We start from the raw sequence: 24,538 nt of genomic DNA on the forward strand, positions 1-24,538 counted from the left end.
GCTGCAGCTGATAGCAGGCTAAAGCATAGCGTGCTATCAGCTGTAGCCAATATGGAGAAGGATAAAATGAAATAGGTTCTTTACTGATTTTCTTTATTATATTGATCGAGCCCTTTTTTGAACAAGTCGAGGATGATGTCATGCTGTGTTTTGCTCATTACGTGGTTTTTAATTTCATTTAATTCAGCAACTAACTCAGCATCAAGATGAAGATTAATCGTCTTTCCTCTGTTCTTCGGTCTAATTTCATAGCTATTTTCAAGTTCTTTTGCCTGTCCTTCTACGATTATATGATCGGAAAACCAGGACTTGTCAGGAATCAATATCCAATCTCCCTCAAAATAGATGGTAGTTAAATCTTTTTCAAATGAAATATCGAGAGTGTTGTTCGCTTTTTGATTAGCCTGTTTAATTTTTCGAGCTATTTCTTGATTAGCAACAGTATTGGGCAGCTTCATTTTTACTTTCATTCATTGATCAGCTCCTCTGAGGCTTCTTTTAAAATATCCTCTTTGACGTTTTTAATCGTTTCGAAAGAGCCTTCAATTTGAATAGTGTATAAGAATTGCCCTTTCGTTAAACATGAGTCAATGACGATGCCAACAATGGGCTCACTAGATTGATTCGTTACGAGCACGCGGTCCAATACTTCAAACTCAGGAAGCAAATAGCCCTTTTCATATAAAAAGTCATAAGTGTTGGTTTTAGGATACAAAAAACGTTTCTTCCCTTGTTTGGATTGCAGCGCCCAAAATTTTTCTTTTTCATCAATGACTTCTCCTAAATATCCTTCATCTGCCCAGCGCTTAATGGTAGACATATTAATGGTTTTACCGATTTTATTGAAAATCAGCTCGACGATTTCTTTTGAAGAAATATATTTTTCTCGTTCTTTTTCTTGCTTATTTAACGCCTCTAGGCGCTCAGATAGGTCTTTGAGAAGCAGCTGCTGTTCTTTTATTTTTTCTTCTGTTTTCTTTAGCATCGCTTCTAACTCTTCTCTTTTCAAAAATGTTCCCGCCTTCCTATCCCATGCTGTCAGATAAATCAAAAGATATTTTTATTTTACACTATTTTAATACTATAAATAAATTAAGTTGCATGAAAAATTAAACGAAATAAATGAGTTTTAAAGGTTATATATTTAAAAGTGAATGCATTATATTAAAAGCAAAAATGCAATCAATGTGTTGACAAATATTTTTTGGTATCATACTATTTACTTTAACAATATTTAGAATAGTCAAATAGTTTATTTGACTGGAGTATGTAATGGATAAACCGAATGTTGAAAGGGTGCTTAAGGTGAACAAGAAAGCAATGCTTCTGATCATTTTAGCTGTAGAGAATGAAGTGAATACCGTTTAAGTGAAATGAAAAACAGTATTCATGAAGCCGCTTGGAAATAAGTGAGGGGGGATTAAGCATGAATTTAAACAGAGTAAAGAACAAAACTATTTCATTGGACAACTTAAGGATGAACTTTCAGGAAATTGAACCAGATTTGACGCCAAAAGAAGCGCTCGAAGAATCTAATCGCTGTCTTTACTGCTATGACGCTCCTTGCATTAAAGCTTGTCCGACAAGCATCAACATTCCATCATTTATTAAAAAAATTGCCTCTGGAAATTTAAAAGGCTCTGCTCGCGTTATCATGGAGTCTAATCCAGTAGGGGCGAGTTGTGCCCGTGTTTGTCCAACAGAAGAATTGTGTGAAGGAGCCTGTGTGTTGAATAACGCTTCTTTGCCTATCATGATCGGAAATTTACAGCGTCATGCCACAAACTGGGCGATCAAAAATAACGAGCAGCTTTTCCAAGCTGGTGAAGCAACTGGGAAAAGCGTAGCGGTCATCGGAGGAGGACCTGCCGGATTATCAGCCGCTCGTGAACTGGCTCGTCTCGGATATGAAGTCACCATTTTTGAAGCAAAAGATAAAGCAGGAGGTCTTGATACGTATGGAATCGTTTCATTCCGACTTCCTCAGGAAATTTCGTTATGGGAAGTAGAGCAGGTAGAAAAACTGGGAGTGAAGATTCAAACGAACACAAAGGTAGGAAAGGATATTAGAGCAGAAGAGATCATCAATAATTATGACGCTGTTGTTTTAGCCATAGGAATGTCAAAGGTGCCGATGCTTGGCATTGAAGGTGAAGAGGCAGAAGGGGTATTAGATGCGATTGAGTTCGTGGAAGGAACAAAAACACCGCCTCTTGATCAGGAATTTATCGGGAAAAAAGTAGTCGTGATCGGAGCAGGGAATACAGCTATTGACGCGGCTACATGCTCGGTTCGTTTAGGGGCAGGAGATGTAAAAATGATCTATCGCCGAACAGAAAAAGAAATGACAGCTTATGAATTTGAATACGAATTTGCTAAGCAAGATGGGGTGGAATTTAGGTGGCTGACACAGCCAAAGAGAATCATTCAAGATGAAGCTGGTAAAGTAAAAGCCTTGGAATGCATTCGAATGGAATTAGGAGAGCCCGATGAGTCTGGACGCCGCCGCCCAACCCCAATCCCTGGATCGGAATTTACAATGGAAGTGGATGCCGTCATTAAAGCTATTGGACAGACTCGCTATGTTCGTTTAATTGAAGAATTTGGGTTGGAACACAATAAAGGAATTGTCAAAATTGATGCTGCTACCCATCAAACATCCAATCCAAAAGTATATGCAGCCGGGGACGTTATTTTTGGAGACGGCCAAGGAGAGGCGATGGTTGTTACGGCTGCCCAGCAAGGAAAATTGACTGCCCATGCTATTCATAAGCAATTCATTACGAATGAAGCCACATTGGAAAGTGTGTAAGGAAAGAGACTGTAGACAAAGGCTGCTTTATATACCATCAGGCTGATTGAACACGATTGTCTTTCGAGGAGCAAACTGGCGAGGGGTGGAGTGGCCATCAGGGTCATGAGTACCGCAGGCTGGAGAGTAACGAAGAAAGCGAGCGTTTGCCAATGGCCTGAGAAATTCATAATGGAGACTGGGGGAATACAAATGGCAGACTTACGTGTTAACTTTGCGGGCATTGAATCGCCTAATCCTTTTTGGCTGGCTTCAGCTCCGCCGACAAACTCGGGCTATCAAGTGCAAAGGGCATTTGAAGCAGGATGGGGCGGTGCGGTATGGAAAACGTTGGGGGAACCAATTTTGAATGTCTCCTCCCGTTTTGCAGGTACTCATTTTAACGGTCAGCGTGTGGCAGGCTTTAATAACATTGAATTGATTACTGACAGGCCGCTTGAAGAGAATTTAAAAGAAATCTATGAAACAAAAAAGAGATTTCCTAACCATGCTGTTATCGCCTCCCTAATGGTAGAGCCAAAACAAGAGAAATGGCACGAGATTGTGAAACGAGTCCAGGACGTTGGGGTGGATGGTTTTGAATTGAACTTTGGCTGTCCGCACGGCATGGCAGAACGGGGAATGGGATCCGCCTCTGGACAGGTGCCAGAACTAGTCGAAAAGCAAACATATTGGGCAAAAGAAGCAGCAAAAGTGCCGGTTATTGTGAAACTGACACCAAATATTACGGATATCACTGCGACTGCTTACGCAGCTGTACAAGGGGGAGCAGACGCGATCAGCATGATTAATACGATCAATAGTTTGGCTGGCGTTGACCTTGATTCATGGAACACGATTCCGCACGTTGCAGGAAAAGGGGCCCATGGCGGTTACTGCGGACCAGCTGTGAAACCGATTGCCTTGAATATGGTGGCTGAGTGTGCACGACACCCTGAAATTAACGTTCCGATTTCAGGAATAGGAGGCATCTCCACTTGGAAAGATGCCGTCGAGTTTATGTTAATGGGAGCAGGAAGCGTCCAGGTTTGTACGGCAGCTATGCATCATGGTTTTAGTATCGTCGAAGACATGATAGATGGATTAAATAACTACCTCGACAGCAAAGGCATCACTGCACTTGATGGTCTTATTGGTCAATCAGTAGAAAAGTATTCTGATTGGGGGAATTTGGATCTTAACTACAAGATTGTTGCCCGCATTAATAACGATGTTTGTATTAATTGTAACAAGTGCCATATCGCCTGCGAGGACACGTCTCATCAATGTATTGATATGCTCACATCGGAAAATGGGAATGCCTATCTTGAAGTTCGTGAGGAAGATTGCGTAGGCTGTAACCTGTGTTCCATTGTCTGCCCAGTAGAGGGAGCGATCGATATGGTTGAAATTCCGAACGGAGAGCCGATGACGTGGAATGAGCGCCAAGCAGCTATTAAGCTTCCAATCTGCAATTCTTAGATTAAGAGGGGGAATGAATGGATGAAAAAATTAATAAAGAATGGAACAATCGTCACCGCAACCGATCTTTATGAAGCAGATATTTTAATTGAAGGGGAAAAAATAGCTGCCATCGGCAGGAACTTAAATGAAAGCGCTGCTCAAGTGATTGATGCTAAGGGGGCCTACGTATTCCCAGGGGGAGTTGATCCTCATACTCACTTGGATATGCCTTTCGGCGGGACCGTTACGAGCGATGATTTTGAAACAGGAACGATTGCAGCAGCTTACGGGGGAACAACAACGGTGATAGACTTTTGCTTGACGAGCAAAGGGGAACCGTTAAAAAATTCGATCCAAACATGGCACGAAAAGTCGAAAGAGAAAGCTGTAATCGACTATGGTTTTCACCTTATGATCAGCGAGGTTAACGACAGTGTATTAGCAGAAATCCCTAAAATCATTGAGGAAGAAGGGATCACGTCATTTAAAGTATTTATGGCGTATAAAAACGTATTCCAAGCAGATGATGAAACGCTATTTCGTACCTTGCTAACAGCAAAAGAACATGGGGCGCTCGTGATGGTGCATGCGGAGAATGGGGATGTGATTGACTTTTTAGTTAACAAGGCGCTAAAAGAAGGCAACACGGATCCTATTTATCACGCTTTAACGAGGCCGCCAGAGGTAGAGGGAGAAGCGACTGGAAGAGCTGCTCAATTAACCGGCCTTGCAGATTCTCAGCTATATGTCGTTCACGTATCGTGTGCAGAGGCAGTAGAAAAAATTGAAGAAGCCAGAAAGAAAGGCTATCAAGTATGGGGAGAAACTTGCCCCCAATATCTTGTACTAGACCAGTCTTATTTAGAAAAGCCAAATTTTGAAGGCGCCAAGTACGTGTGGTCTCCTCCTCTTCGTGAAAAGTGGAATCAAGATGTATTATGGAACGCCTTGAAAAACGGACAATTACAGACGCTTGGCTCTGATCAGTGTTCCTTTAATTTTAAAGGCCAAAAAGAATTAGGATTAGGGGATTTCACTAAAATTCCGAACGGCGGGCCCATCATCGAAGATCGGTTCAGCATTCTATTCTCAGAAGGAGTAAAAAAAGGGCGGATCTCCCTTAATCAATTTGTTGACATTGTATCAACGAGAATTGCTAAGCTATTTGGATTGTTCCCAAGAAAAGGAACGATTGCCGTAGGAAGCGACGCTGATATTGTCATCTTTGATCCAAACAAAGAAAGAACGATATCAGCTGAGACGCATCATATGAATGTCGACTATAGTGCTTTTGAAGGCATGAAGGTAACCGGAGAGCCGATTTCCGTTTTATCTCGCGGCGAATTCGTTATCCGGGAAAAAGAGTTCGTCGGGAAACCTGGAAAGGGGCAATATTTGAAACGAGAACGTTTTGGGAGTGCAAAGAAGCCGGCTGAGCAAGTACTGTAATGAGTAAATAAAACGATCAAACGCATGCTATCCGTGGAACGCTGCTTTGTTCATGAAAGGGAGGGAGTCCTTCCTTTCATTTGTCATCCCTGCTATTCGTGAAACTAAGAGAATGAATAGAGGAGATATGTGATGAAAAAGAATAGTGACTATTTGAAGTCGCCGGACCTTCTTCCAATTGCTCATCGTGACAGAAAAATCGGTACGCTTGGATTTTCGGTAATGTGGATAGGGATGGCAGTTGTTCTGGCGGCATTTGCTATTGGCGGAGCGGGAGTACAGTCTATGCCATTGACATGGGTTCTATTGGCTTCTTTCGTCGGGTGTATCGTGATTGGGTTTCTTATTACCCTTATCGCAGACATTGGCATAGAACATGGAATTTCATTTCCGATTTATTTAAGAGCTCCTTTTGGTACATTAGGGACTCATTTTCCCTCTCTTCTCCGTGGAATTGCGGCTTCTATTTGGTTTGGGATCAATTCTTATTTCGGCGCCGCTGCTATTAATGGAATTCTAAACATCCTGACGGGGTTTGATAACTGGTTTGTTTGCTTGCTCGTATTTGTAACGGCACAGGTGATCAATACATCGATTGGAATTAAAGCGATAGAGAAGTTTGCCAATCTAGCAGCTCCAACTATTATTTTGATTTCTATCTGGATGTATTACACGTTGGCCGATCGGGCAAGCGCCGCCGATAAGAACGTATGGACATGGATTGAACAGCCTGTCTCAGGTGCTGCTTTGTCTGCTGCCTTTTTAACGGTTGTATTAGGCAATATGGGGTATTGGTCGACATTATGTGCAGATATTTCTTCGATTTCCCGGTATATTAAAGCACCAAAATACGAGAAAAACTGGTTCAAGAGAAATAAAGGAGCTTTAGTGGGAAGCGTCATAGCGATGCCGTTGACGCAAACTTTTGTTGTAGCTATTGGAGGCGTTGCCTACATTGCCGTGGGGAATTACGATCCCATTGTCGCTTTGCAGGAAGCGGCGGGCGGAATTGTCTTGGGAATATTGCTTCTTATGATTGTATTTGCCCAATGGTCAACAAACACGGCAGCCAATTTAGTTCCGGCAGCTACCGTTTTTTCCAATATCGGCGGACCGAAAGTGCCTTTTTATGTGGGGGTCATAGCCGCTGGAATTATTGGGATGGTCACGCAGCCATGGAATCTCTTTGATGCGTTAATGCCGTTTCTGCTTATTAGCGGCGGCCTATTGTCAGCGATCGTCGGAATCTTGTTCGCCGACTATTATGTTATACGCAAACGCAGGGTCAATGTGCCAGAGCTGTATGAGCAAGCTGGCCAATACAGTTATCATATGGGAGTAAACTGGGCTGGAATGATCGCTTGGTCAATTGGAGGAGGAGCTTCCGTGATCTTTTCAGAGTACTCCTTCATCGTCGGGTTTCTCCTTTCTGCTGCCAGCTACTATGTGTTAGCCAAGTATTGGTGGTTTGCGAAATATAAACAGGCGGAATTGCAAGATCTCCATGACGAGAGCTATTTGGGGATTACCGCGGGACGTGATTGGGTCATTGATAGTGTGGAGAAAGAGAAAAGTCTAACGGATACAGAACAAGCCACTATATAAAAGAGCCTATTGGCTAGCAGGGGGGAGAAAAGATGTCATCTTATAAAGAGTTTTTAAAAGAGAAAGAAAAAATTGATGAGCTATATAGAAATGGCTACACGATCACTCATGTTCGAGAAAATTTAAGCGGAGCTTTTTTAACTTTCGAGCGTTCAAAATTAGACTTAAAGAATAAAGAACAAAGGAAAGAGCTTCAAATCTTAACAGCGGATGCCCGGAAGTACTTTTCCAATTTGCTGATAGCTAATCAGAAAAAACTTGTATAACTTTTAAACTAAATTGAACGGTTACCCCGCTAGAATAATGATGAAAGCATTGAAAAGGGATTTTGTCTGCTATCTTATGCGTTGCTTTGGCGGGGTACCTATTTGTTCACCTGTCACGTGCAGAGCTAATTAGAGCTGCCTGACTAAAGATGGAGTTCGTTTATTCTTTTTCCTAGATGCGAGTCTTCAATCTTAAAGACCAACTCGACTTCAATGTCTTTAATTTGTTTTTCCTGGTCGTATAAAACATAATAAATAATTTCATCATCTATGTGGTAAATGATGCCATCATTAGAGCGAGATAAAAGAAATTCTTTAATCGTATTTCCTATTTGTTTAAAAAGTTCTAGTGGGCTCTGGTCATCTGTAGGATCTGGAAAGTGCTTACCGGTATATTTCCAACGAAGGGCTTCCTTCCTTAAGCGGGCTTCGCTAAATTGATAATTGAGAATAAAAGGGTTTTGAAAACAGATCTTTTGACTTAACACAACCGCTGATTCATCGCCTTCAACTTCGGCATGGCAAAATGCGTACTGTGCTGCCAGTGCTGGATCATTAATGAGATAAATACCTTGTCCGAATAGAGAGCGGGCAGCTACCCTGTTATTAAACTCCCTTAATTCATTACGTTCATATTTTTGATTCAGAACGACCCTTTGCGCCTCTCCATAACTGACACCGCGGTAAGCTGTTCTTTCCAAGAAAAACCCTCCTTTTATAAATGTTCTTTTCGACAAACAAACCAATTGATTGCGATCTAGGAATTTTTATTTGGAACAAAGATCAAATAGAAGCTATGCGACCAGTAATAAACGGGATAAGAAATATATTTTTGTTAAGCGCTTACATGGACACTATCTGCTCCGGATCTAGTAGGAAATGATCCAGAGAAGAAGAGGCAGCTATCATGAATTAGCTACGCAGAAAAAATTTAGTTTCTTGATTTGACACGAATCCAGGGACGATCATCTTCCCAGTTTAATGAAATCGGCAAGTGAAAAGTTTGGCTAAGTACGTCTTCCGTTAAAACGGCTTTTTTTGGGCCAGCCGCCACCATACGCCCATTATCTATTAAGAGAGCATGGGTAATAGATGGAACGAGCTCTTCGATATGGTGGGTGACGTACAATAAAGTTGGCCCTTCTGGTAAATAACTCATCTTTTCAATGGTAGAAAGCAGCTCTTCTTTTGAATACAGGTCCAGCCCATTGCAAGGCTCGTCTAAGATGAGCAGCTTCGGGGATGGCATGAGTGCTCTAGCAATCATCGTTTTTCTTTTTTCTCCTTGTGAAAGCGAAAAATAAGTCTGGTCAGCTAAATGGTCAATTCCAAACTGTGTAAGCAGTTCCTCCGCTTTTTTAACATCCTCTTGGTTGATTTCATCATATAGACCAATCGAGGCATTTTTTCCGCTTAACACCACTTCAAGAACAGAGTCACTTGGACGAGTGTGAAACTTTTCTTCAAGCGAAGAGCCTACCCAGCCAATGCTCTTACGAAGTTCAGGAATATTCGTCTTGCCAAAAAGCTGGCCTAATACTGACACCTTTCCTTTAGTGGGCCATTGGTAGCCCGTAATGATTTTTAGAAGAGAGGTTTTTCCTGAACCATTTAAACCAAGAACCGCCCAGTGTTCTCCTTTCGCTACACTCCATGAGATATGATTTAGAATCTCTCTTTCTTCTCTCTTCCAAGTAATTTTTTCCAACTCAATCACTTTATTCTCCCTCAACATGTATAAATCCTCCTATAACGAGCTGCTTTTAAAACGGTTTCTCATCTTAATAGGCGAGTGCCTTTATTATACTCTGATTTATATATTTATAGTTTGCAGGAGAATTCCCTCTTTTAATTATCTCTATTCTTAAGAAAGGACAAAATGCCTGCTTCACAATAAAAAAGGGCGTTCCAAATCCTTACCTTTGGAACACCCATAATGATAAATCTGCTCAATCCTTTTAAAGCTTTCTATTCTTCCTTTAACTCTTTTCCCATTCCTTTTAGAAAGTGAACCCCAAAGCGGACAGCACGATTGATGTCAGGATCTTTTAATACTTTTAAGAGATCTATCATTCCAAGCGGTTTGCTGCTGTGAAGGTGTTCATTTGCTTCTTCTAGCCCGGCTGTAATGCTTCCTGTCAGTTTTTTCATCATGCCGGGGTCCATATCAGCTAGTGCATCTGTTGCACTTAAAAAGTGATTGATTAGGTTAGTCATCGGTTCACGGGATGCCTGGTGAATAGCAATACTAGCTACCTTTTCCTTCGCCTGCAGCATAGAATTGGCGGCTTCAAGTGCTCCCATGTCGTTCAATTCACCGACAATCGTTAAAATGCTGTTTAAGGCTTCTTCATGGTCTGCTAATCGCTTTTGCAGATCGGTCAGCTTTTGCTGTGCCTGTTCTTCTCCGGTATATTCATGTTTTCGAATAGAAGTAATTGGTGCAGCCATTCCATCCATCTCCTTTCCATTTATTTGGTGGTTAAATGCACATATCCTGAACGTTTCCACTTGCGCTGTACTTCTACACCGTTTTGCGGATGTCTCTTTTTATTGCGCGGGTTCGCTTTTGGCAGCGGTCTTTCCCCTTGAGTCGTGAGTATTTCCATCCGTACTTTTGTCTGCTTATAAGCAGGCGTATTAGTCCGCTGGTCAACAGCAGGACCCGTTAAAAAGTTGATGGCTGATTCTTTATCGACAGAGTTCATGGGCAAAAATAATTCATTCGCTTTAACACGGCTAGTCACTAAGGCAGGGAGCTTTAAGGCGCCATATGGAGAAACTAGGCGTACGAGTGCTCCATCTTGAATCCCTCTTTCTTCCGCTAGTTCAGGAGATACTTCAACGAAGATGTCCGGAACTTTTGCCTGGATGCCTCTCGATTTATTCGTCATATTGCCTTCATGGAAATGCTCGAGCATCCGGCCATTATTAATATGCAGATCAAATTCTTCCGGAAACTCAACAGGCGGAACCCAGTCAGACAAGGCAAAGCGCGCTTTTTTGTCTGGGAAGTTAAACCCGTCTGTATAAAGAAGAGGAGTACTTGCTCCATCATGGCTTCCCCAAAGGAAACTATTCCAGTCTTCTAATTTTTCATAGCTTGCCTGACTAAAGAGAGGGGCAAGGCTTGCCATTTCGTCAAAAATATCACTCGGACCGCTGTAATTCCATCCAGCGCCTAAGCGGTTAGCGATTTCCTGTACGATCCACCAGTCGGGCTTGGAATCGCCGAGTGAAGGAAGAACTGGATACAATCGTTGTACGCGGCGTTCAGTATTCGTAAAGGTTCCTTCTTTTTCAAGAGACGGCGAGGCAGGCAAAATAACATCTGCATACTGGGCCGTTCTTGAAAAGAACATATCCTGAACAACAAAGAAATCAAGCGATGATAACACTTCATGAACATGATTGGCATTAGAGTCAACGAGAGCCATATCTTCACCTACGACATACATGGCTTTCATGTTGCCCGCTTCAATCGATTTTAACATTTGAATATTATCCAAACCTGGCACAGCAGAAATATTTACGCCATAAGCTTTTTCAAACTTTTGGCGGGCAGCATCGTCGGTCACGTGCTGATAGCCTGGAAGCCAGCCTGGCAGGGTTCCCATATCACAGGCGCCTTGAACGTTATTGTGACCTCGGAGTGGATAAGCACCAGCACCTGGGCGACGGTAATTGCCTGTGGCAAGCAGTAAATTTGAAATTGCAGCAGAGGTATCAGAGCCGCCGGTGTTTTGTGTGACACCCATTCCCCAAAGAACACAAGTACCATCTGCATCGCGAACCATTTCCGCCACTCGGATCAATGTATCTTGAGCAATGCCGGTGACGGTTTCAGCGTATTCTAGTGTGTATTTTTCCAGTACATTTTTAAATTCTTCAAAGAAGTGAACGTTCTCCTCAATGAATGCTTGATCATGCCATCCTTGATCGATCATATATTTCGTAACAGCCATTAACCATACTTGGTCTGTTCCTTGTTTTGGGCTGATAAAAATATCAGAACGCTCGGCCATTTCATGCTTGCGTACGTCGGCTACGATCAGCTTTTGTCCATGCAGCTTGTGTGCACGTTTGACACGGGTAGCCAAAACAGGATGCCCCTCGGCAGGGTTGGCGCCAACGATGATGACGAGCCCCGCCTTCGCAATGTCTCGAATAGTTCCAGCGTCACCGCCCATGCCAACTGTTCGGAATAACCCATCTGTCGCCGGAGATTGACAGTAACGGGAGCAGTTATCGACATCATTCGTTTCAAATACTTGCCGTGCCAGTTTCTGAATTAAATAGTTTTCTTCATTTGTAATTTTTGAAGAAGAAATAAAGCCGACAGAGCCCGGACCGTGTTCTTGCTGAATAGAGCCAAGCTTACTCGTCACAAGGCTTAGTGCTTCTTCCCAGGTTGCTTGGACAAACTCCCCATTTTTTCGGATTAAAGGAGTAGTGAGACGTTCTTCTGAATTGACGAAATCCCAGCCGAATTTTCCTTTTACACATGTAGAAATAGCATTCACGGGTGCTTCTGAGGTTGGTTGAACTTTCAGGATTTTGCGGCCTTTTGTCCAAACCTCAAAGGAGCAGCCGACTCCGCAGAAAGTACAAACCGTTTTTGTTTTCTTTGTCCGGGTTTCTCGCATAGCAGCTTCCACTTCAGATACGGCAAAAATACCGCTATATCCTGGTTCAACAGCTTTCACCAAGTCAATCATTGGTGTAAGAATTTCCTCTTTCATTCCTGTCATAAAACCAGCTTCGCCAAGCATAGACTTCTCCATTAACGCGTTGCATGGACAAATGGTGACACATTGTCCGCAGCTGACACAGGAAGAATCATTAATCGGACTTCCTTTATCCCAGAGAACACGAGGGCGTTCCGCTTCCCAGTCAATTGATAACGTTTCATTCACCTGTAAATTTTGGCACACTTCTACGCATTGTCCGCAAGCAATACATTGATTAGGATCATAGCGGTAGAATGGATGAGACATATCGACTTCACAGGCAGCTGCTTTTGGCTTGTACGGATATTTTTGATGCTCAATTTCCATTTGCTGAACCGTGTTATGAAGCTTACAGTTGCCATTATTGTTGTCACATACGGTACAATAAAGTAAATGGTTTTCGAGAAGGCGATCCATCGCTTCCGTTTGTGCCTTCTTTGCGAGAGAAGAGGAGAGTTGAACGTTCATACCGTCTTGTACAATAGTGGAGCAAGAGCGGACGAGTTCTCCATTTACCTCCACAATACACGTATCGCACGTTTGAATAGGATCTACTTCAGGGACATAACAAATTTGTGGATGGGGGATCTTTTGCTCATTTACAACCTCTAGAATGGTTGAGCCGGGCGTAGTTATGTATTCTTTTTCATTAATTGTAATGGTCACCATTATCGTTGCCTCCCTTTCTAAAATTAAATGAATATTGTTTTTGCGATAATTAATCCCAGCGGAGGAAAATGTCCGCCTGCAGCGAAAATCAACAACCAATATAACAGCGCCAAAAAATAAAAAACTCCACCATGAAACTATGCCTCGGTACTAGACATAATATGCTCATGGTGGAGTAGTTATTTAGCAATTCCTACTAAACAGCCAATCCAATTAAATGTTAAAATAGGAAAGAGCCAAAACAATGACTATTATTTTGAGTCCTTCTTCCTTATTATAAGGTTTGTATAAAAAATAGACAAGGTACACAATGTTTAATTAGGAATATTAGGATAATTGAAAAAACGCTGGTTATTATTCCTTTAAAAAAGTGAACAGCAGGGAGAGTAAACGTATGTCCAAAAAAGTTCATGCATTTAATGATATTATCCGCAAGCTTCGCAAGGATTTGCTCGGGAAAGGTCCGGAGCGAATTCATAGCGTATTCGTAGAAAATATGGCTATTTCCACTTTGTACGGCAATTTAACTCCAACCGAAAAGTTTATCGCTAAAACCCCGGAAGGAAAAGAAATGGTGCATGCGGCTAGAACAAGGCTCATTCAAGAGGTGTATGCTTCTAGTCCTCCAGAAGGATTGGAAGAGCTTGTTGGCGCGAAACTGGTTCATTTATTTTCAGATATTAAGGTAGAAGAAGATATCGCTGTTTCTGTATTTGTCTTCGATAAAAATATTGTTTAGAAGGTGAACATAGTGAATAAGACAGAGGTAAAGCGAAGTATTCTTCGTGTCACAAACGGGAGGGTTCAATATACGGAAGACCTCGTCGTAACAGAATACCCCGTGACGATTAAAATAAATGGCGAAGAGTTTGTCACGATGGTCTGTACGCCGGAATATATCGAAGACATGGTCATTGGTTACCTAGCTTCGGAAGGAATCGTCCGCCGCTATGAAGATATTAAAGATATTCGTTTACAAGAAAAAGAAGGCTATGTCTATGTGGAAACGAGTAAGCTGAACCCTTACTCCCAGCGCTTTCAAAGTAAACGATACATCACCTCTTGCTGCGGGATGAGCAGGCAGGGGTTTGTTTTTGTGAATGATGCCTTAACAGCTAAAAAAATGGATGGAATTCATGTTAAGCTTTCCCCGGAAGATTGTTTTCGACTAATGAATGACATGCAGCAGTCTGCTGCTCTTTTTCATGAGACGGGCGGCGTTCACAACGCTGCTTTATGTGATAAAAATGGAATGATGCTGAGTCGGATGGATATTGGCCGTCATAATGCCCTTGATAAAATTTACGGATACTGTATTAGGAACAACATTTCTATTAGCAATAAAGTACTCGTATTCAGCGGACGCCTGTCTTCAGAAATTTTATCGAAGGTTGCCAAAATTGGCTGTGAAATTGTGCTAACGAAGTCGGCTCCTACAGAGCTGGCTCTACAGTTAGCGGAGGAATTAAACATTACAACGGTTGGCTTCATCCGTGATCAGTCTCTCAATGTTTATACATGTCCAGAACGGATCGATCTACACGGAGAGAATAGTTAATAAAACAAATAAACTCCTAGTTTAGTAATATAACTTCATCGTCCATTTTTTTACATGCTTGTTTTGACAAACTAGTCTGATTATAATGAAAGAGAGAGAAAAGGAGTGCGTGCGAAAACGTTCTCCTTTTTTGTCTTATTTAGTAGATCTGTGAAAGTTTTTATATAAACTTCTCTTACTAGCCGTTTAATCAAATCATACATATTGGGGGATGAGAAACTTGATGAGTCGGGTTTCAAGTTTGACGAAAGAAATTAGTCAATCGTTAGTCGAATGGCGCCGGGACTTTCATAGACACCCAGAGTCTGGATGGGTAGAATTTCGGACTGCTTCTATCATAGCGTCCAAGCTATCTGGCTGGGGGTATGAGGTCGAAGCAGGTCAGGATGTCGTAGATGAGAAATCACGAATGGGGGTACCTGATGCAGAAACGTTAGAACGGCAAAAGAGAAGAGCGTCTATCCAAGGGGCGGACTTAAATTGGGTTGAACAGTTTTCCGGAGGTTTTACAGGAATTGTTGGAGTTTTGGATACTGGACACCCTGGACCGACAATCGGGCTGCGCTTTGATATTGATGCTTTGGATATACAAGAATCCTACGATGGAAGCCATCGGCCTGCAAGAGAAGGGTTTGCTTCAGTGAATGAGAACATGATGCATGCATGCGGGCATGATGCTCATATGGCGATTGGTTTGGGAATCGCTTACGTGCTAGCTAATATGAAAGACCAATTAAAAGGCCGTTTCAAGCTGATCTTCCAGCCTTCAGAAGAAGGAGTGCGTGGAGCAAAGTCAATGGTTCATGCCGGAGTTGTAGACGATGTGGATATTTTTATCGCCCTGCATATCGGCCTTGGCGCTGAGTTAGGGGAGTTTGTTTGCAGTGATTTAGGCTTTTTGGCTACTACAAAGTTCGATGTAACTTTCTCGGGAAAAGCAGCTCATGCCGGTGCCAATCCCGAGCAGGGAAACAATGCACTTTTGGCTGCGGCAACGGCTTCGTTAAATATGCATGCGATCTCTCCTCATAGCGGTGGTCATTCACGGATCAATGTGGGGGTATTGCAGGCTGGCAGTGGAAGAAATATTATTCCGAACAAAGCATTTCTTAAAGTAGAAACCCGCGGCGAGACAACAGAGATTAATGAATTTATGTATGAAAAAGCAATAAAGATTGTTCAATCAGCAGGAGATATGTACGGAGTCACCTCAAATGTGGAAATCGTCGGAGAAGCAAAAACAAGCCAATCAAGTGACGAACTGCTCGGTTTTCTTCGTGATGAGGCAAATAATATTGAAGAAATACACACCGTAAGGGATACATTTAAATCAGGTGGTTCTGAGGATGCAACTTACATGATGGCGCGTGTTCAAGAACTGGGTGGGCAGGCAGCTTACGTTGTATTCGGCACGAGGCTTACTGCAGGCCATCATAACGAAAAATTTGATTTTGATGAAGCAGTTATGCCGATTGCAGTAAAAACATTAGCCAGCTGCATTGTGAATATGGAAATCAGCTCCGTTCTCCATGTTAGTTGAATTGATAAAAAGGAGGAGTGAGAATGAAAACAAGAGTCGGAGTGGTGGGACCAAGAGATTCTATCCAATTAATGAAAGAAGTAGCAAAAGAGTATGAAAACCAATTAGATCTTGTTCCATTTGTGTACAGTCGTGCAGAAGAAACAACCAGCATTGTGGAAGAAAATCAGCATTTAGTCGATATCTGGCTTTTTTCAGGTCTTACCCCGTATACTTTGGCCAAAAAAAGCACATCCAATCAACCTTTCTTTTACCTGAAGCTAAATGGTTCAAGCTTTATGAAGGCCCTTCTAGAAGCAGGCTATAAAGACCAAAAGTGTTTAAATAACATTAGTATAGATATGTTAGATGAAAAAGATATTTATGAAACGTACGGAGACTTGCAAATTACACATGAAAATATTTATTGGTATGAATATAAAGGGTACACGCCTATTCAGGAGATTAGTGACTTTCACATTAACTTATTTAATGAAGGAAAAGTCTCTGTGTGTGTGACATGTTTAAGTGATGTTTTTGAGAACCTTCGCGTAAAAGGAATTCCTGTGTATCGTAGTACCCCCACACGCGCCAATATAAGATCCACGATCAGCTTAGCCCTTCAGTACTGGCAGACTGTTCATTTTAAGCAATCCCAAATTACCGTTATGCTCATCAAAATGGAGAACATGGAAAAGATTGAAAGTCCTCATGTTTTATCCTATGAGCTCCATCGATTGAATCTCGAATTGCAATCAGCCATTTTAGATTTTAGTGAAACGATAGCCGGATCCTTCGTAGCGATTGGCATTGGAACGTATATTATTTTTTCCACGAGGGGCTCTCTGCAAGAAGCGGGAGAACAAAGTGTTCAATTGCTAGAAAAAATCTCTCTTATTACTGATTTGCCTTCAAATATCGGCATTGGATATGGGGATACCGCTTTAGCGGCTGAAGAAAACGCCCGTCTCGCTTTGCATCATGCCCAAAACTATGGGAAGTTCTCGGTATTCGTGGTGGAAAACAACGGGGTAGTGAAAGGTCCTCTTGAAGACAAGCAAAGTATCTCTTTTGGATTTAGAAATGAAAATAAAGAAATAGGAGATAAATTGAAACAGAGCGGAGTCTCGATCACAACCTTCAATAAAATTATGGCTGTCCAAAAAAGTCTCGGAAGAAAGGCTATTACGGCGTCTGAAATTGCAGAGTGGCTAAAAATGACTCAGCGAAACGCCCGGCGTATATTAACGGATTTAACAAAAGTAGGGATTGCCGAAGAGATAGGCGAAGAAGCCCCGACCTCAAGAGGACGCCCAAGAAAAATATATCGGGTAGGACTAGATGTAGCAGAAAATCACTCATAATAATATAAAAAATGGCAAAGAGTGTTTTTAACCTCTTTCTATACATAGCCTTCTTATCTAAATGACAGTGTTCTGTTATTTAAATAAGAGGGCTATTTTTGATTATGCAGCTTTTTATTTAGGTGCTTAAAAGGATAGGGGATATTAAAAGAATTTTTAGAAAATTTTGTTGACTTTCAGAAAAGAAGTTTGTATAGTTTATTTAAGGAATAATTAAAGAAAAAATCCTTAAATAGAAACGAAGAAGGAGGAGAGTTAAATGAGTACGATTTCATCTAAAGAAAATAACTCTTCAAAATTAGTGAGTTCGGAAGAATTCAGGAACGTGATAAGTCACTTTGCAAGCGGCGTGTCCATTATTACTGTGAGAGAAGATGACGTTGACTACGGTATTACAGCCAGCGCCGTAAGCTCTGTTTCTCTAGAACCGGCTATGCTTCTTGTCTGCGCTAACAAGAGTACAGGCACATGCCACGCTATTTCAAAAGCAGGTTCCTTTACGGTCAATATTCTTGCTGAACATCAAGACGGGCTAGCCATGCAATTTGCCAGAGCCAACACGGAAAAGTTTAAAGATGTCAATATGTCTTATGGAGAGCTTGGAAACCCTGTGTTACATGATACGCTTGCGCAGATTGAATGCCGGGTGGTCGAAGAGGTAACAGGCGGTACTCATTCCGTTTTTCTTGCAGAAGTACAAAAAGCTGAAGCAGCAAGCGGAGATCCTCTCGTGTACTTCAAAGGAAAGTTTGGACAGTTTAAGCAATCTTAATGGGAGTGTAAAAACCGATTAATCATATGTAAGCTCTTTCAAAAAAATAAAACAGGCGATGAAAAGGAGGAAGTAATATGGCTTTAATGACAGGCAAGCAATACCGTGAATCATTGAATGATAGCCGGGAAGTTTACATTGATGGCGAGAGAGTAACAAATTTGGCAGAGCATCCGTCTTTTAAACCGATTATAGATGTAAAAGCCAGAATGTACGATATGGCTTTTGAAGCCCAGTATAAGGATATCTTAACGACAACACTAGAAGATGGAGAAAGAGTTTCCCGTGCGTATAAGGCACCGACAACAAAAGAAGACTTAACGGCTATTCGCACGCACGTAGAAACTGTTCTTGATGATTTAGGCGGAGTGGTGTACCGCGTTGGGGATGAAACGATTGGTGAAATGTGGTCCCTATACGATGCTAAAGATCGATTAAAGGAAATCGATCCTACTTATGCCAAAAATATTGACTATCATATCGATCGTGTCGCACGAGAAGATTTATTCCACGTATCGGCTAACACGGATCCTAAAGGTGACCGCAGCAAATTGTTCAGCGGGAAAGACGGCGGAACATTGCTTCATGTTGTCGAAGAAAATGATAAGGGAATTGTGGTTACGGGGGCAAAATTTGAAACAGCTGCTGCCTACGCCCACCAAGCATTTGTAAAGCCGACAATTTTAGATTGGAACGCCGGCTCAGAAAAAATGGCTCCGTTCGCTTGTGGTTTTATCTGCGATATGGGCTCACCTGGATTAAAGCATATTTGCCGTACTTCTCTCGGAACGAATAAAAGTGAAACCGATTATCCAATTGCTACTAAATTTGAAGAAATTGATACCCTTCTTATCTTTGATAACGTTTTGATTCCATGGGAAAATGTTTTATTTCACCGCTCATTAGAATCTGCTGCTTATATTCGTTCTACTCTTCATCGTTATTCTGGCTTCAACTATACACTTAGAATGCTGCGTCGAGCGGATTATTTAATTGGAGTGGCATTATTAAACGTTGAACAAACAGGCCTCACACAGCTGCAAGCAGTAAAAGAAAAAATATCTGAGCTTATCAATTACCGTGAAGGCATCAATGCTCATTTGACCGCAGCTGTTGCGAATGCGGAAGTAAGTCCGGGCGGCTTGATGATGCCAAATCAATCGTTGCTTTACACGGGACGGGTCTTTGCTTTATCCAATTTTCCAGCTATGGCTCATTTAACGAGAGAACTTGTTGGAGGGCAATTAGCGGTAACGCCAGATTCCGCTACGATGGCTGATCCAGCTATTCAAGAATACATGGATAAATATTATTCTGTTAGCGAGTGGAGCGCCGAAGAAAGGGGAAAGCTGCTTTATTTCGCAAGAGATCTTTTGAATTCCTCTTATGCAGGCCATCGTACAACATTTGAATTGTTCGCTCAAAGTCCACCATTCGCTCAGCAAATGGCTGTTTTTAACAATTTTAATGCAGAAGCCCAACGAGAATTAGTTCGAAAAGCAGCAGATTTAAAACCAACTGTAGCGGTTACCAATCTTTAATTTTAAAAATAGAAAGGGGAAGGTTTCATTGGATATTCATACACCAGGTGCTTTACAGCTTTCTGCATCTGTTCTGACGATTGGTGCGCTTGACGGCATTCACAAAGGGCATCAGGCATTACTATTAAAAGCAAAAGAGCGGGCTAATCAGCTTAAAGTTCCTTTTGTTGTCTATACCTTTGATCCTCCTCCCAAGGTCTTTTTCAAAGGGTGTCAGCAGTTAATGTCGGTAGAAGAGAAGCTGCAGGCACTTGAAAGAATCGGAGCTGATCATGTGATTGTAGGGTCTTTTGATGAAGCCTTTACGAAAAAGGAAGTTCCGGACTTTATTGCAGAGCTTCAAAAAATGAATCCGGTAGAAATTTGGGAAGGTCCTGACTTTTTATTTGGTAAAAACAGAAAAGGGACAATCGAAGTGCTGCGCCGTTATTTCTACGTGGGTATTGTAAATCCTTTAACGTGTAAGAAAGGCGAAAAGATTTCTTCTACTCGCATTCGAAAGTTGTTACAGCAGGGTCACTACTCCCGAGCGAAAGAGCTGCTGGGAGAGGAATGCCTAGATTCTGTTAACGTACTTCAATCTTATACAGCAAATGTATCGATGAGCGGTTAAAGGAATGAGCTATGATTCGTTGAGCAAACGGAGCTGCAATGAAGAAATTGCTTCTATTTGCGGTTCCTTATTTTCAAGGAGGAGTTTTATATGAAAATAACAAATACATTTTCGGTAGCAGGGCGATGTTCAGCAACGGGTGCTTTGGGAGCTGTTGTGACTTCCAGCAGCCCGTCCGTTGGCGCACGCTGTCCTTGGGTTAGATCGAACGTAGGGGTAATTCTAACGCAGAACGTGACAGATCCAAGGCTTGCAGATATAGGGTTGTCTACTCTAGAAAGAGGGTATGACGCGCAATCCGCTATTCGGACAATGATGGCTGCTTCTGATTTTCCTGAATTTAGACAGCTGGCCGTCGTAGATGCAAAGGGAAAATCCGGTGTGTTTACTGGTGAAAGAGCACTTGGTGTACACGGAGAATTTTATGCAGAGAATGTAGCCAGTATCGGTAATCTATTAAGTGATCCAGCTATTCCAGAAGCGATGGGACAGCGTTTCTTAGAAAGAACAGACCTTTCTCTGCCGGAGCGGTTAATTTCAGCGATCGAGCTCGGGTTTCATATGGGAGGAGAGCTTGATCAAGAGCATTCTATCGCCCTGCTAGTCTATCATCCAGATGCTCCATTTGCTTATGTAGATTTACGTGTGGATTATAGCGATGATCCACTTGCTGATTTGAAAAAAGTATGGGGAATTTACGGTCCGCAAGCGAAAGATTATAAAATTCGGGCCATTGAACCTGAACTTGCCCCTTCTTATGGGGTAAAAGGAGACGAATAATAAGCAAGGTACTGGAACTTTATTAGTTCGGAATAATTTTTTATCGTTTATTGCTGCTATCAAGAGGAGGCCGATGGTTTTTAAGCAAACGGACTCCTTCTTTTATTTGACGATAAAGCATCTTCTATGTGGCTAATAGAGAAATGAGAGTTTCCGATCATATGGTTGATTCGCAGAAAAGATCCCAAAGGTTAAAAATTTCTAAATATTTAGAAATCTAATTGACATCTTAAAAAATAGGTTGTATTCTTTCAATAAAGAGTTAATTAAGGAATATTTAAAGATAAATTCCTTTAATTTCTTTATGTAATAGAAAGTGTAAGTAAAAAAGCTGGAGATGAGTATTTACACAACATTAATGTAAGCGCATTCGTTAATTCTTAGAACAAAAAAGGGAATCGACTTATAGGCGCTCGAACGTCTTTTAAGTAAGCAAAAGCCAAAAGATAAATAACTAAATGATAAAGAGGTGGAGCCCTGTCAAATAATCACTTATAGAGAGGAGGAATTTATAGAATCGACAGAGAACTGTGTTGATGTGTCAAAGGGATGAGATGGTATTACAATTTAAAGTTAACCTAAGGGGGAATCTAAATGAAGACAGGTTATATTTATGACGAAAGCTATTTTTGGCATGATACTGGGAGTGGTACACTTTATCTTCCTTCTGGAGGATATTTGGAGAAAGATGTCTTTTCTGAGGATCCTGCAACGAAAAGAAGGGTCAACAATTTATTAGAAAGATGCGGATTAATGAAAAAACTAAAAAAAATAGACCCTAGGCCGGCAACGAGAGAGGAAATTGAGTTATTCCATACGCCAAAGTATATCGATAAGGTAAAACAGTTAAGTGATACAACAGGTGGAGATGCCGGCGATCACGCCATCGTTGGAAGAGGATCTTACGAGATCGCTTTGCTTTCTACGGGAGGGGCCATATCGGCTGTTGATGCCGTTATGGCAGGAGAAGCTGAAAACGTATATGCCCTTACCCGTCCGCCTGGACATCATGCGGAGGCAGACATGGGGATCGGTTTTTGTATCTTTAATAATGTCGCAATCGCCGCTAAATATGCCAAGGAAAAGTACGGACTAGAAAGAATTATGATTGTAGATTGGGATGTACACCATGGGAATGGAACGGAAAAAGCATTTTACAATGATCCTAATGTTTTATTTATCTCTATTCATGAAGACTTAAATTTCCCTAATAATACGGGCTTTGCTAGTGACATAGGGGAGGGAGAAGGGCGCGGTTATAATGTCAATATCCCATTGCCGCCAGGCACGGGAAATGCTGGCTACTTGCATGTTTTTGAGTCTATCATTCGCCCTCTGGCAGATGAATTTAAGCCGGAATTAGTTATTGTATCGGCCGGTCAGGATCCAGGGATATTTGATCCGTTAGGAAGAATGCGGGTCACGTCAGAAGGATTTGGAGAAATGACTAACATAATGAAAGAAATTGCCGAGAAACATTGCGGTAAGAAGTTGGTTATGTGTCACGAAGGTGGTTACAGCAATGCCTACGTTCCATTTTGTACACTCCGGATTATCGAGACATTAAGTGAAATTCAAACGGATGTAGAGGATCCGTTCGCTTTAGGATCAAATGGATATCCTGATAAAGTGTATGATCATCAAAAAGAAGTCATTGATGAGGTGATCAACATTCAATCTGAGTTTTGGAGCACCTTACGAGTTCAAGTTTAATTTACTAGGAAGTGATAGATAGTTCCGTCTTTTCATCCACCCCTAAGAAGGAGAGTTTGCTGGGACGTTAAATTAGTTAAGTTCAATATTAACTAATGAACAACATCAGTCTCTCCTCAAGCCCCTTGCTTCTAGACATTTATCTGACGAGTTTGTTTGGAGACTTTTATATTTTGGTTGAATAAAAAATTACTTTAATGTCAGCTGGGATTGAATGTATTTACGAAAGCGGCATGTATGTTCAGCTATTCAAAAATAGAGAGGGGCAAGATTAAATGAGTGACAATCATCATTCCAGTTCCATTGAGCAAAAAAGTTATGAGTACATCTCCTTGGAAGAAAGAAGAGGGAACCCAAAAGAGCTGTTTTTTGTTTGGTTTGCTGCGAATACAGTTTCTACTACTCTTATAACTGGAGCACTAGCAGTTATCATTGGTTTAAATTTTTGGTGGGCGGGCTTGTCCATTATTTTAGGACATGGAATTGGAGCAGCGGTTATGGGGCTCCATTCTGCTCAGGGACCGAAGCTAGGCATTCCTCAAGTTATGCAGAGCAGGGCGCAGTTTGGATATTTCGGGGTTATCTTGCCCATGCTCATTATTTTCACGATGTATTTAGGATATGGGGCGAGCAATACTGTATTGGTTGGTCAGGGAATATATGAAACACTGGGAATCAATCTTAATGTAACAGTTATCATTAGCTTAATTCCAATGGTATTGCTAGCGATATACGGCCAAGGACTGATACAGAAGTCGATGAAGCTATATACGATTTCTTACACAGTGATCTTTCTAGTACTCACTCTCCTCGTAGTTAGCCAAGTATCTATGGAAATGCTTAATCAAGGAGGCTTCTCGTTCAGCCAGTTCATTTTGGCTACCTCTATCTCGGTTACCTGGCAGATTACTTATGGTCCGTATGTATCTGATCACTCAAGATATATGCATCCAACTGAATCGAAAAAAACGTTTATCTATACTTATTTAGGAAGCTTTTTGAGTTCTGTCTGGTTAATGCTTTTAGGAGCAGCTTTAGCCAGTATGGTTACAGACGGCAATGTAATGGCACAAATAAAAGAAATGGGCCACGGTGCCGGAACAGCAATTGTTATTTTGCTCTCCCTTGGGTTGATTGTCATTAACTCATTAAATATTTATGGGGCTGGAATTATCGTTTTATCTATAGCAAGCAATTTCTTCAAGTTTGCTACAACGATAAAAATACGCGTGCTCACCTCTGCGATGGTGGGAATTCTTCTTGCTCTGGCGGCTACTATAGGCGCAGGCAACTTCATGAGTAATTTTCAAATCTATTTAGGATTTATCTTGTTCTTCATCGTTCCTTGGAGTGTCATCAACTTAACAGACTTTTATGTGTTGGGCCGACAAAAACATGATCCAGAGGATTTTATGAATAAGAATGGGGCCTTTGGAAAACTGCGTGTTAGTTCATTGGCTATTTATCTTTTAACGGTCTGCTGCCAAATCCCTTTTATTAACAATGGAATCTATCAAGGACCGGTATCTAAAATGTTGAATGGATTAGATATCGCCTGGTTGGTAGGGATCGTTGTTGCTTTTTGCTTGTATTATAACTTTGAAAAATTGAAGAACAAAACTGAATCCAAGCCTATTAAAGAAGTAGTGTAAGAAAATAATAAAGTTATATAAATATTGTTGACAATATTCTAAAAATTAAGTA

General features: G+C 41.5%; 21 protein-coding genes. 15 read left to right on the top strand and 6 right to left on the bottom strand.

Annotation, left to right across the window (positions count from 1 at the left end; all coding sequences use genetic code 11):
• Positions 1-80 precede the first annotated feature (80 nt).
• Both AC623_RS04270 and AC623_RS04275 read right to left on the bottom strand, forming a co-directional pair.
• Positions 81-470 carry a hypothetical protein gene (locus tag AC623_RS04270; protein WP_049660868.1) on the bottom strand — a complete coding sequence of 130 codons (390 nt, stop codon included), beginning with the start codon at positions 468-470 and terminating at the stop codon, positions 81-83.
• Positions 467-1,009, bottom strand: coding sequence for a hypothetical protein (locus AC623_RS04275; RefSeq protein ID WP_049660870.1), 543 nt, complete (start codon positions 1,007-1,009; stop codon positions 467-469). Before AC623_RS04275 ends, AC623_RS04270 begins: the two co-directional genes overlap by 4 nt.
• A 417-nt stretch (positions 1,010-1,426) precedes the next feature.
• Between AC623_RS04275 and AC623_RS04280 the strand changes: the two genes are divergently transcribed.
• From AC623_RS04280 to AC623_RS04300, 5 genes are all read left to right on the top strand, one after another.
• The gene (locus AC623_RS04280; protein ID WP_049660872.1) at positions 1,427-2,812 is read left to right on the top strand and encodes an NAD(P)-dependent oxidoreductase; all 1,386 of its coding nucleotides are present in this window, start codon (positions 1,427-1,429) and stop codon (positions 2,810-2,812) included.
• Positions 2,813-3,004: 192 nt separating this feature from the next.
• Positions 3,005-4,273, top strand: coding sequence for an NAD-dependent dihydropyrimidine dehydrogenase subunit PreA (gene preA, locus AC623_RS04285; protein ID WP_049660874.1), 1,269 nt, complete (start codon positions 3,005-3,007; stop codon positions 4,271-4,273).
• Positions 4,274-4,294: 21 nt separating this feature from the next.
• Complete coding sequence (gene hydA / locus AC623_RS04290; RefSeq protein WP_049660876.1) at positions 4,295-5,704, top strand: dihydropyrimidinase; 1,410 nt, start codon at positions 4,295-4,297, stop codon at positions 5,702-5,704.
• 132 nt (positions 5,705-5,836) lie between these two features.
• A complete protein-coding gene (locus AC623_RS04295) occupies positions 5,837-7,309 on the top strand; it encodes an NCS1 family transporter (protein WP_049660878.1) in 1,473 nt (490 codons plus the stop codon).
• A 32-nt stretch (positions 7,310-7,341) separates the two neighbouring features.
• Positions 7,342-7,575: a hypothetical protein gene (locus AC623_RS04300; protein ID WP_049660880.1), complete on the top strand. Its 234-nt coding sequence runs from the start codon at positions 7,342-7,344 to the stop codon at positions 7,573-7,575.
• Between the two features lie 143 nt (positions 7,576-7,718).
• Here the strand turns inward: AC623_RS04300 and AC623_RS04305 are convergent, their stop codons facing one another.
• The 4 genes from AC623_RS04305 to fdhF all read right to left on the bottom strand — a co-directional run bounded on the left by AC623_RS04305 (position 7,719) and on the right by fdhF (position 12,974).
• Positions 7,719-8,276: a hypothetical protein gene (locus AC623_RS04305; protein WP_049660882.1), complete on the bottom strand. Its 558-nt coding sequence runs from the start codon at positions 8,274-8,276 to the stop codon at positions 7,719-7,721.
• A gap of 230 nt (positions 8,277-8,506) precedes the next feature.
• Positions 8,507-9,310 carry an ABC transporter ATP-binding protein gene (locus AC623_RS04310; protein ID WP_049660884.1) on the bottom strand — a complete coding sequence of 268 codons (804 nt, stop codon included), beginning with the start codon at positions 9,308-9,310 and terminating at the stop codon, positions 8,507-8,509.
• 233 nt (positions 9,311-9,543) lie between these two features.
• Positions 9,544-10,026, bottom strand: coding sequence for a DUF1641 domain-containing protein (locus AC623_RS04315; protein ID WP_049660887.1), 483 nt, complete (start codon positions 10,024-10,026; stop codon positions 9,544-9,546).
• A gap of 20 nt (positions 10,027-10,046) precedes the next feature.
• On the bottom strand, positions 10,047-12,974 hold the full coding sequence (gene fdhF / locus AC623_RS04320) for a formate dehydrogenase subunit alpha (RefSeq protein ID WP_049660890.1): 2,928 nt from the start codon (positions 12,972-12,974) through the stop codon (positions 10,047-10,049).
• 394 nt (positions 12,975-13,368) lie between these two features.
• Between fdhF and AC623_RS04325 the strand changes: the two genes are divergently transcribed.
• The 10 genes from AC623_RS04325 (at position 13,369) to AC623_RS04370 (ending at position 24,486) form a co-directional block, all read left to right on the top strand.
• A complete protein-coding gene (locus AC623_RS04325) occupies positions 13,369-13,713 on the top strand; it encodes a DUF2294 domain-containing protein (RefSeq protein ID WP_049660893.1) in 345 nt (114 codons plus the stop codon).
• A 12-nt stretch (positions 13,714-13,725) separates the two neighbouring features.
• Complete coding sequence (gene fdhD / locus AC623_RS04330; protein ID WP_049660895.1) at positions 13,726-14,532, top strand: formate dehydrogenase accessory sulfurtransferase FdhD; 807 nt, start codon at positions 13,726-13,728, stop codon at positions 14,530-14,532.
• 223 nt (positions 14,533-14,755) lie between these two features.
• Positions 14,756-16,072, top strand: coding sequence for an amidohydrolase (locus tag AC623_RS04335; protein WP_049666226.1), 1,317 nt, complete (start codon positions 14,756-14,758; stop codon positions 16,070-16,072).
• A 23-nt stretch (positions 16,073-16,095) separates the two neighbouring features.
• Entirely contained in the window at positions 16,096-17,415 is a 1,320-nt protein-coding gene (locus tag AC623_RS04340; RefSeq protein ID WP_049660898.1) for a hypothetical protein, read from the top strand.
• 259 nt (positions 17,416-17,674) lie between these two features.
• On the top strand, positions 17,675-18,187 hold the full coding sequence (locus tag AC623_RS04345) for a flavin reductase family protein (RefSeq protein ID WP_049660899.1): 513 nt from the start codon (positions 17,675-17,677) through the stop codon (positions 18,185-18,187).
• Between the two features lie 77 nt (positions 18,188-18,264).
• Positions 18,265-19,728 carry a 4-hydroxyphenylacetate 3-hydroxylase family protein gene (locus AC623_RS04350; RefSeq protein ID WP_049660900.1) on the top strand — a complete coding sequence of 488 codons (1,464 nt, stop codon included), beginning with the start codon at positions 18,265-18,267 and terminating at the stop codon, positions 19,726-19,728.
• A gap of 28 nt (positions 19,729-19,756) precedes the next feature.
• A complete protein-coding gene (locus tag AC623_RS04355; protein ID WP_082174321.1) occupies positions 19,757-20,341 on the top strand; it encodes an FAD synthetase family protein in 585 nt (194 codons plus the stop codon).
• Between the two features lie 90 nt (positions 20,342-20,431).
• Complete coding sequence (locus AC623_RS04360; protein ID WP_049660905.1) at positions 20,432-21,121, top strand: DUF1028 domain-containing protein; 690 nt, start codon at positions 20,432-20,434, stop codon at positions 21,119-21,121.
• Between the two features lie 594 nt (positions 21,122-21,715).
• Positions 21,716-22,834 (top strand): class II histone deacetylase, encoded by a 1,119-nt coding sequence (locus AC623_RS04365; RefSeq protein WP_049660906.1) that lies wholly within the window; start codon positions 21,716-21,718, stop codon positions 22,832-22,834.
• 275 nt (positions 22,835-23,109) lie between these two features.
• The gene (locus AC623_RS04370; RefSeq protein WP_049660909.1) at positions 23,110-24,486 is read left to right on the top strand and encodes a purine-cytosine permease family protein; all 1,377 of its coding nucleotides are present in this window, start codon (positions 23,110-23,112) and stop codon (positions 24,484-24,486) included.
• Positions 24,487-24,538: the final 52 nt, after the last annotated feature.

Source organism: Bacillus sp. FJAT-27231, from assembly GCF_001183975.1.
In the GTDB taxonomy this organism is placed as follows: domain Bacteria; phylum Bacillota; class Bacilli; order Bacillales; family Domibacillaceae; genus Pseudobacillus; species Pseudobacillus wudalianchiensis.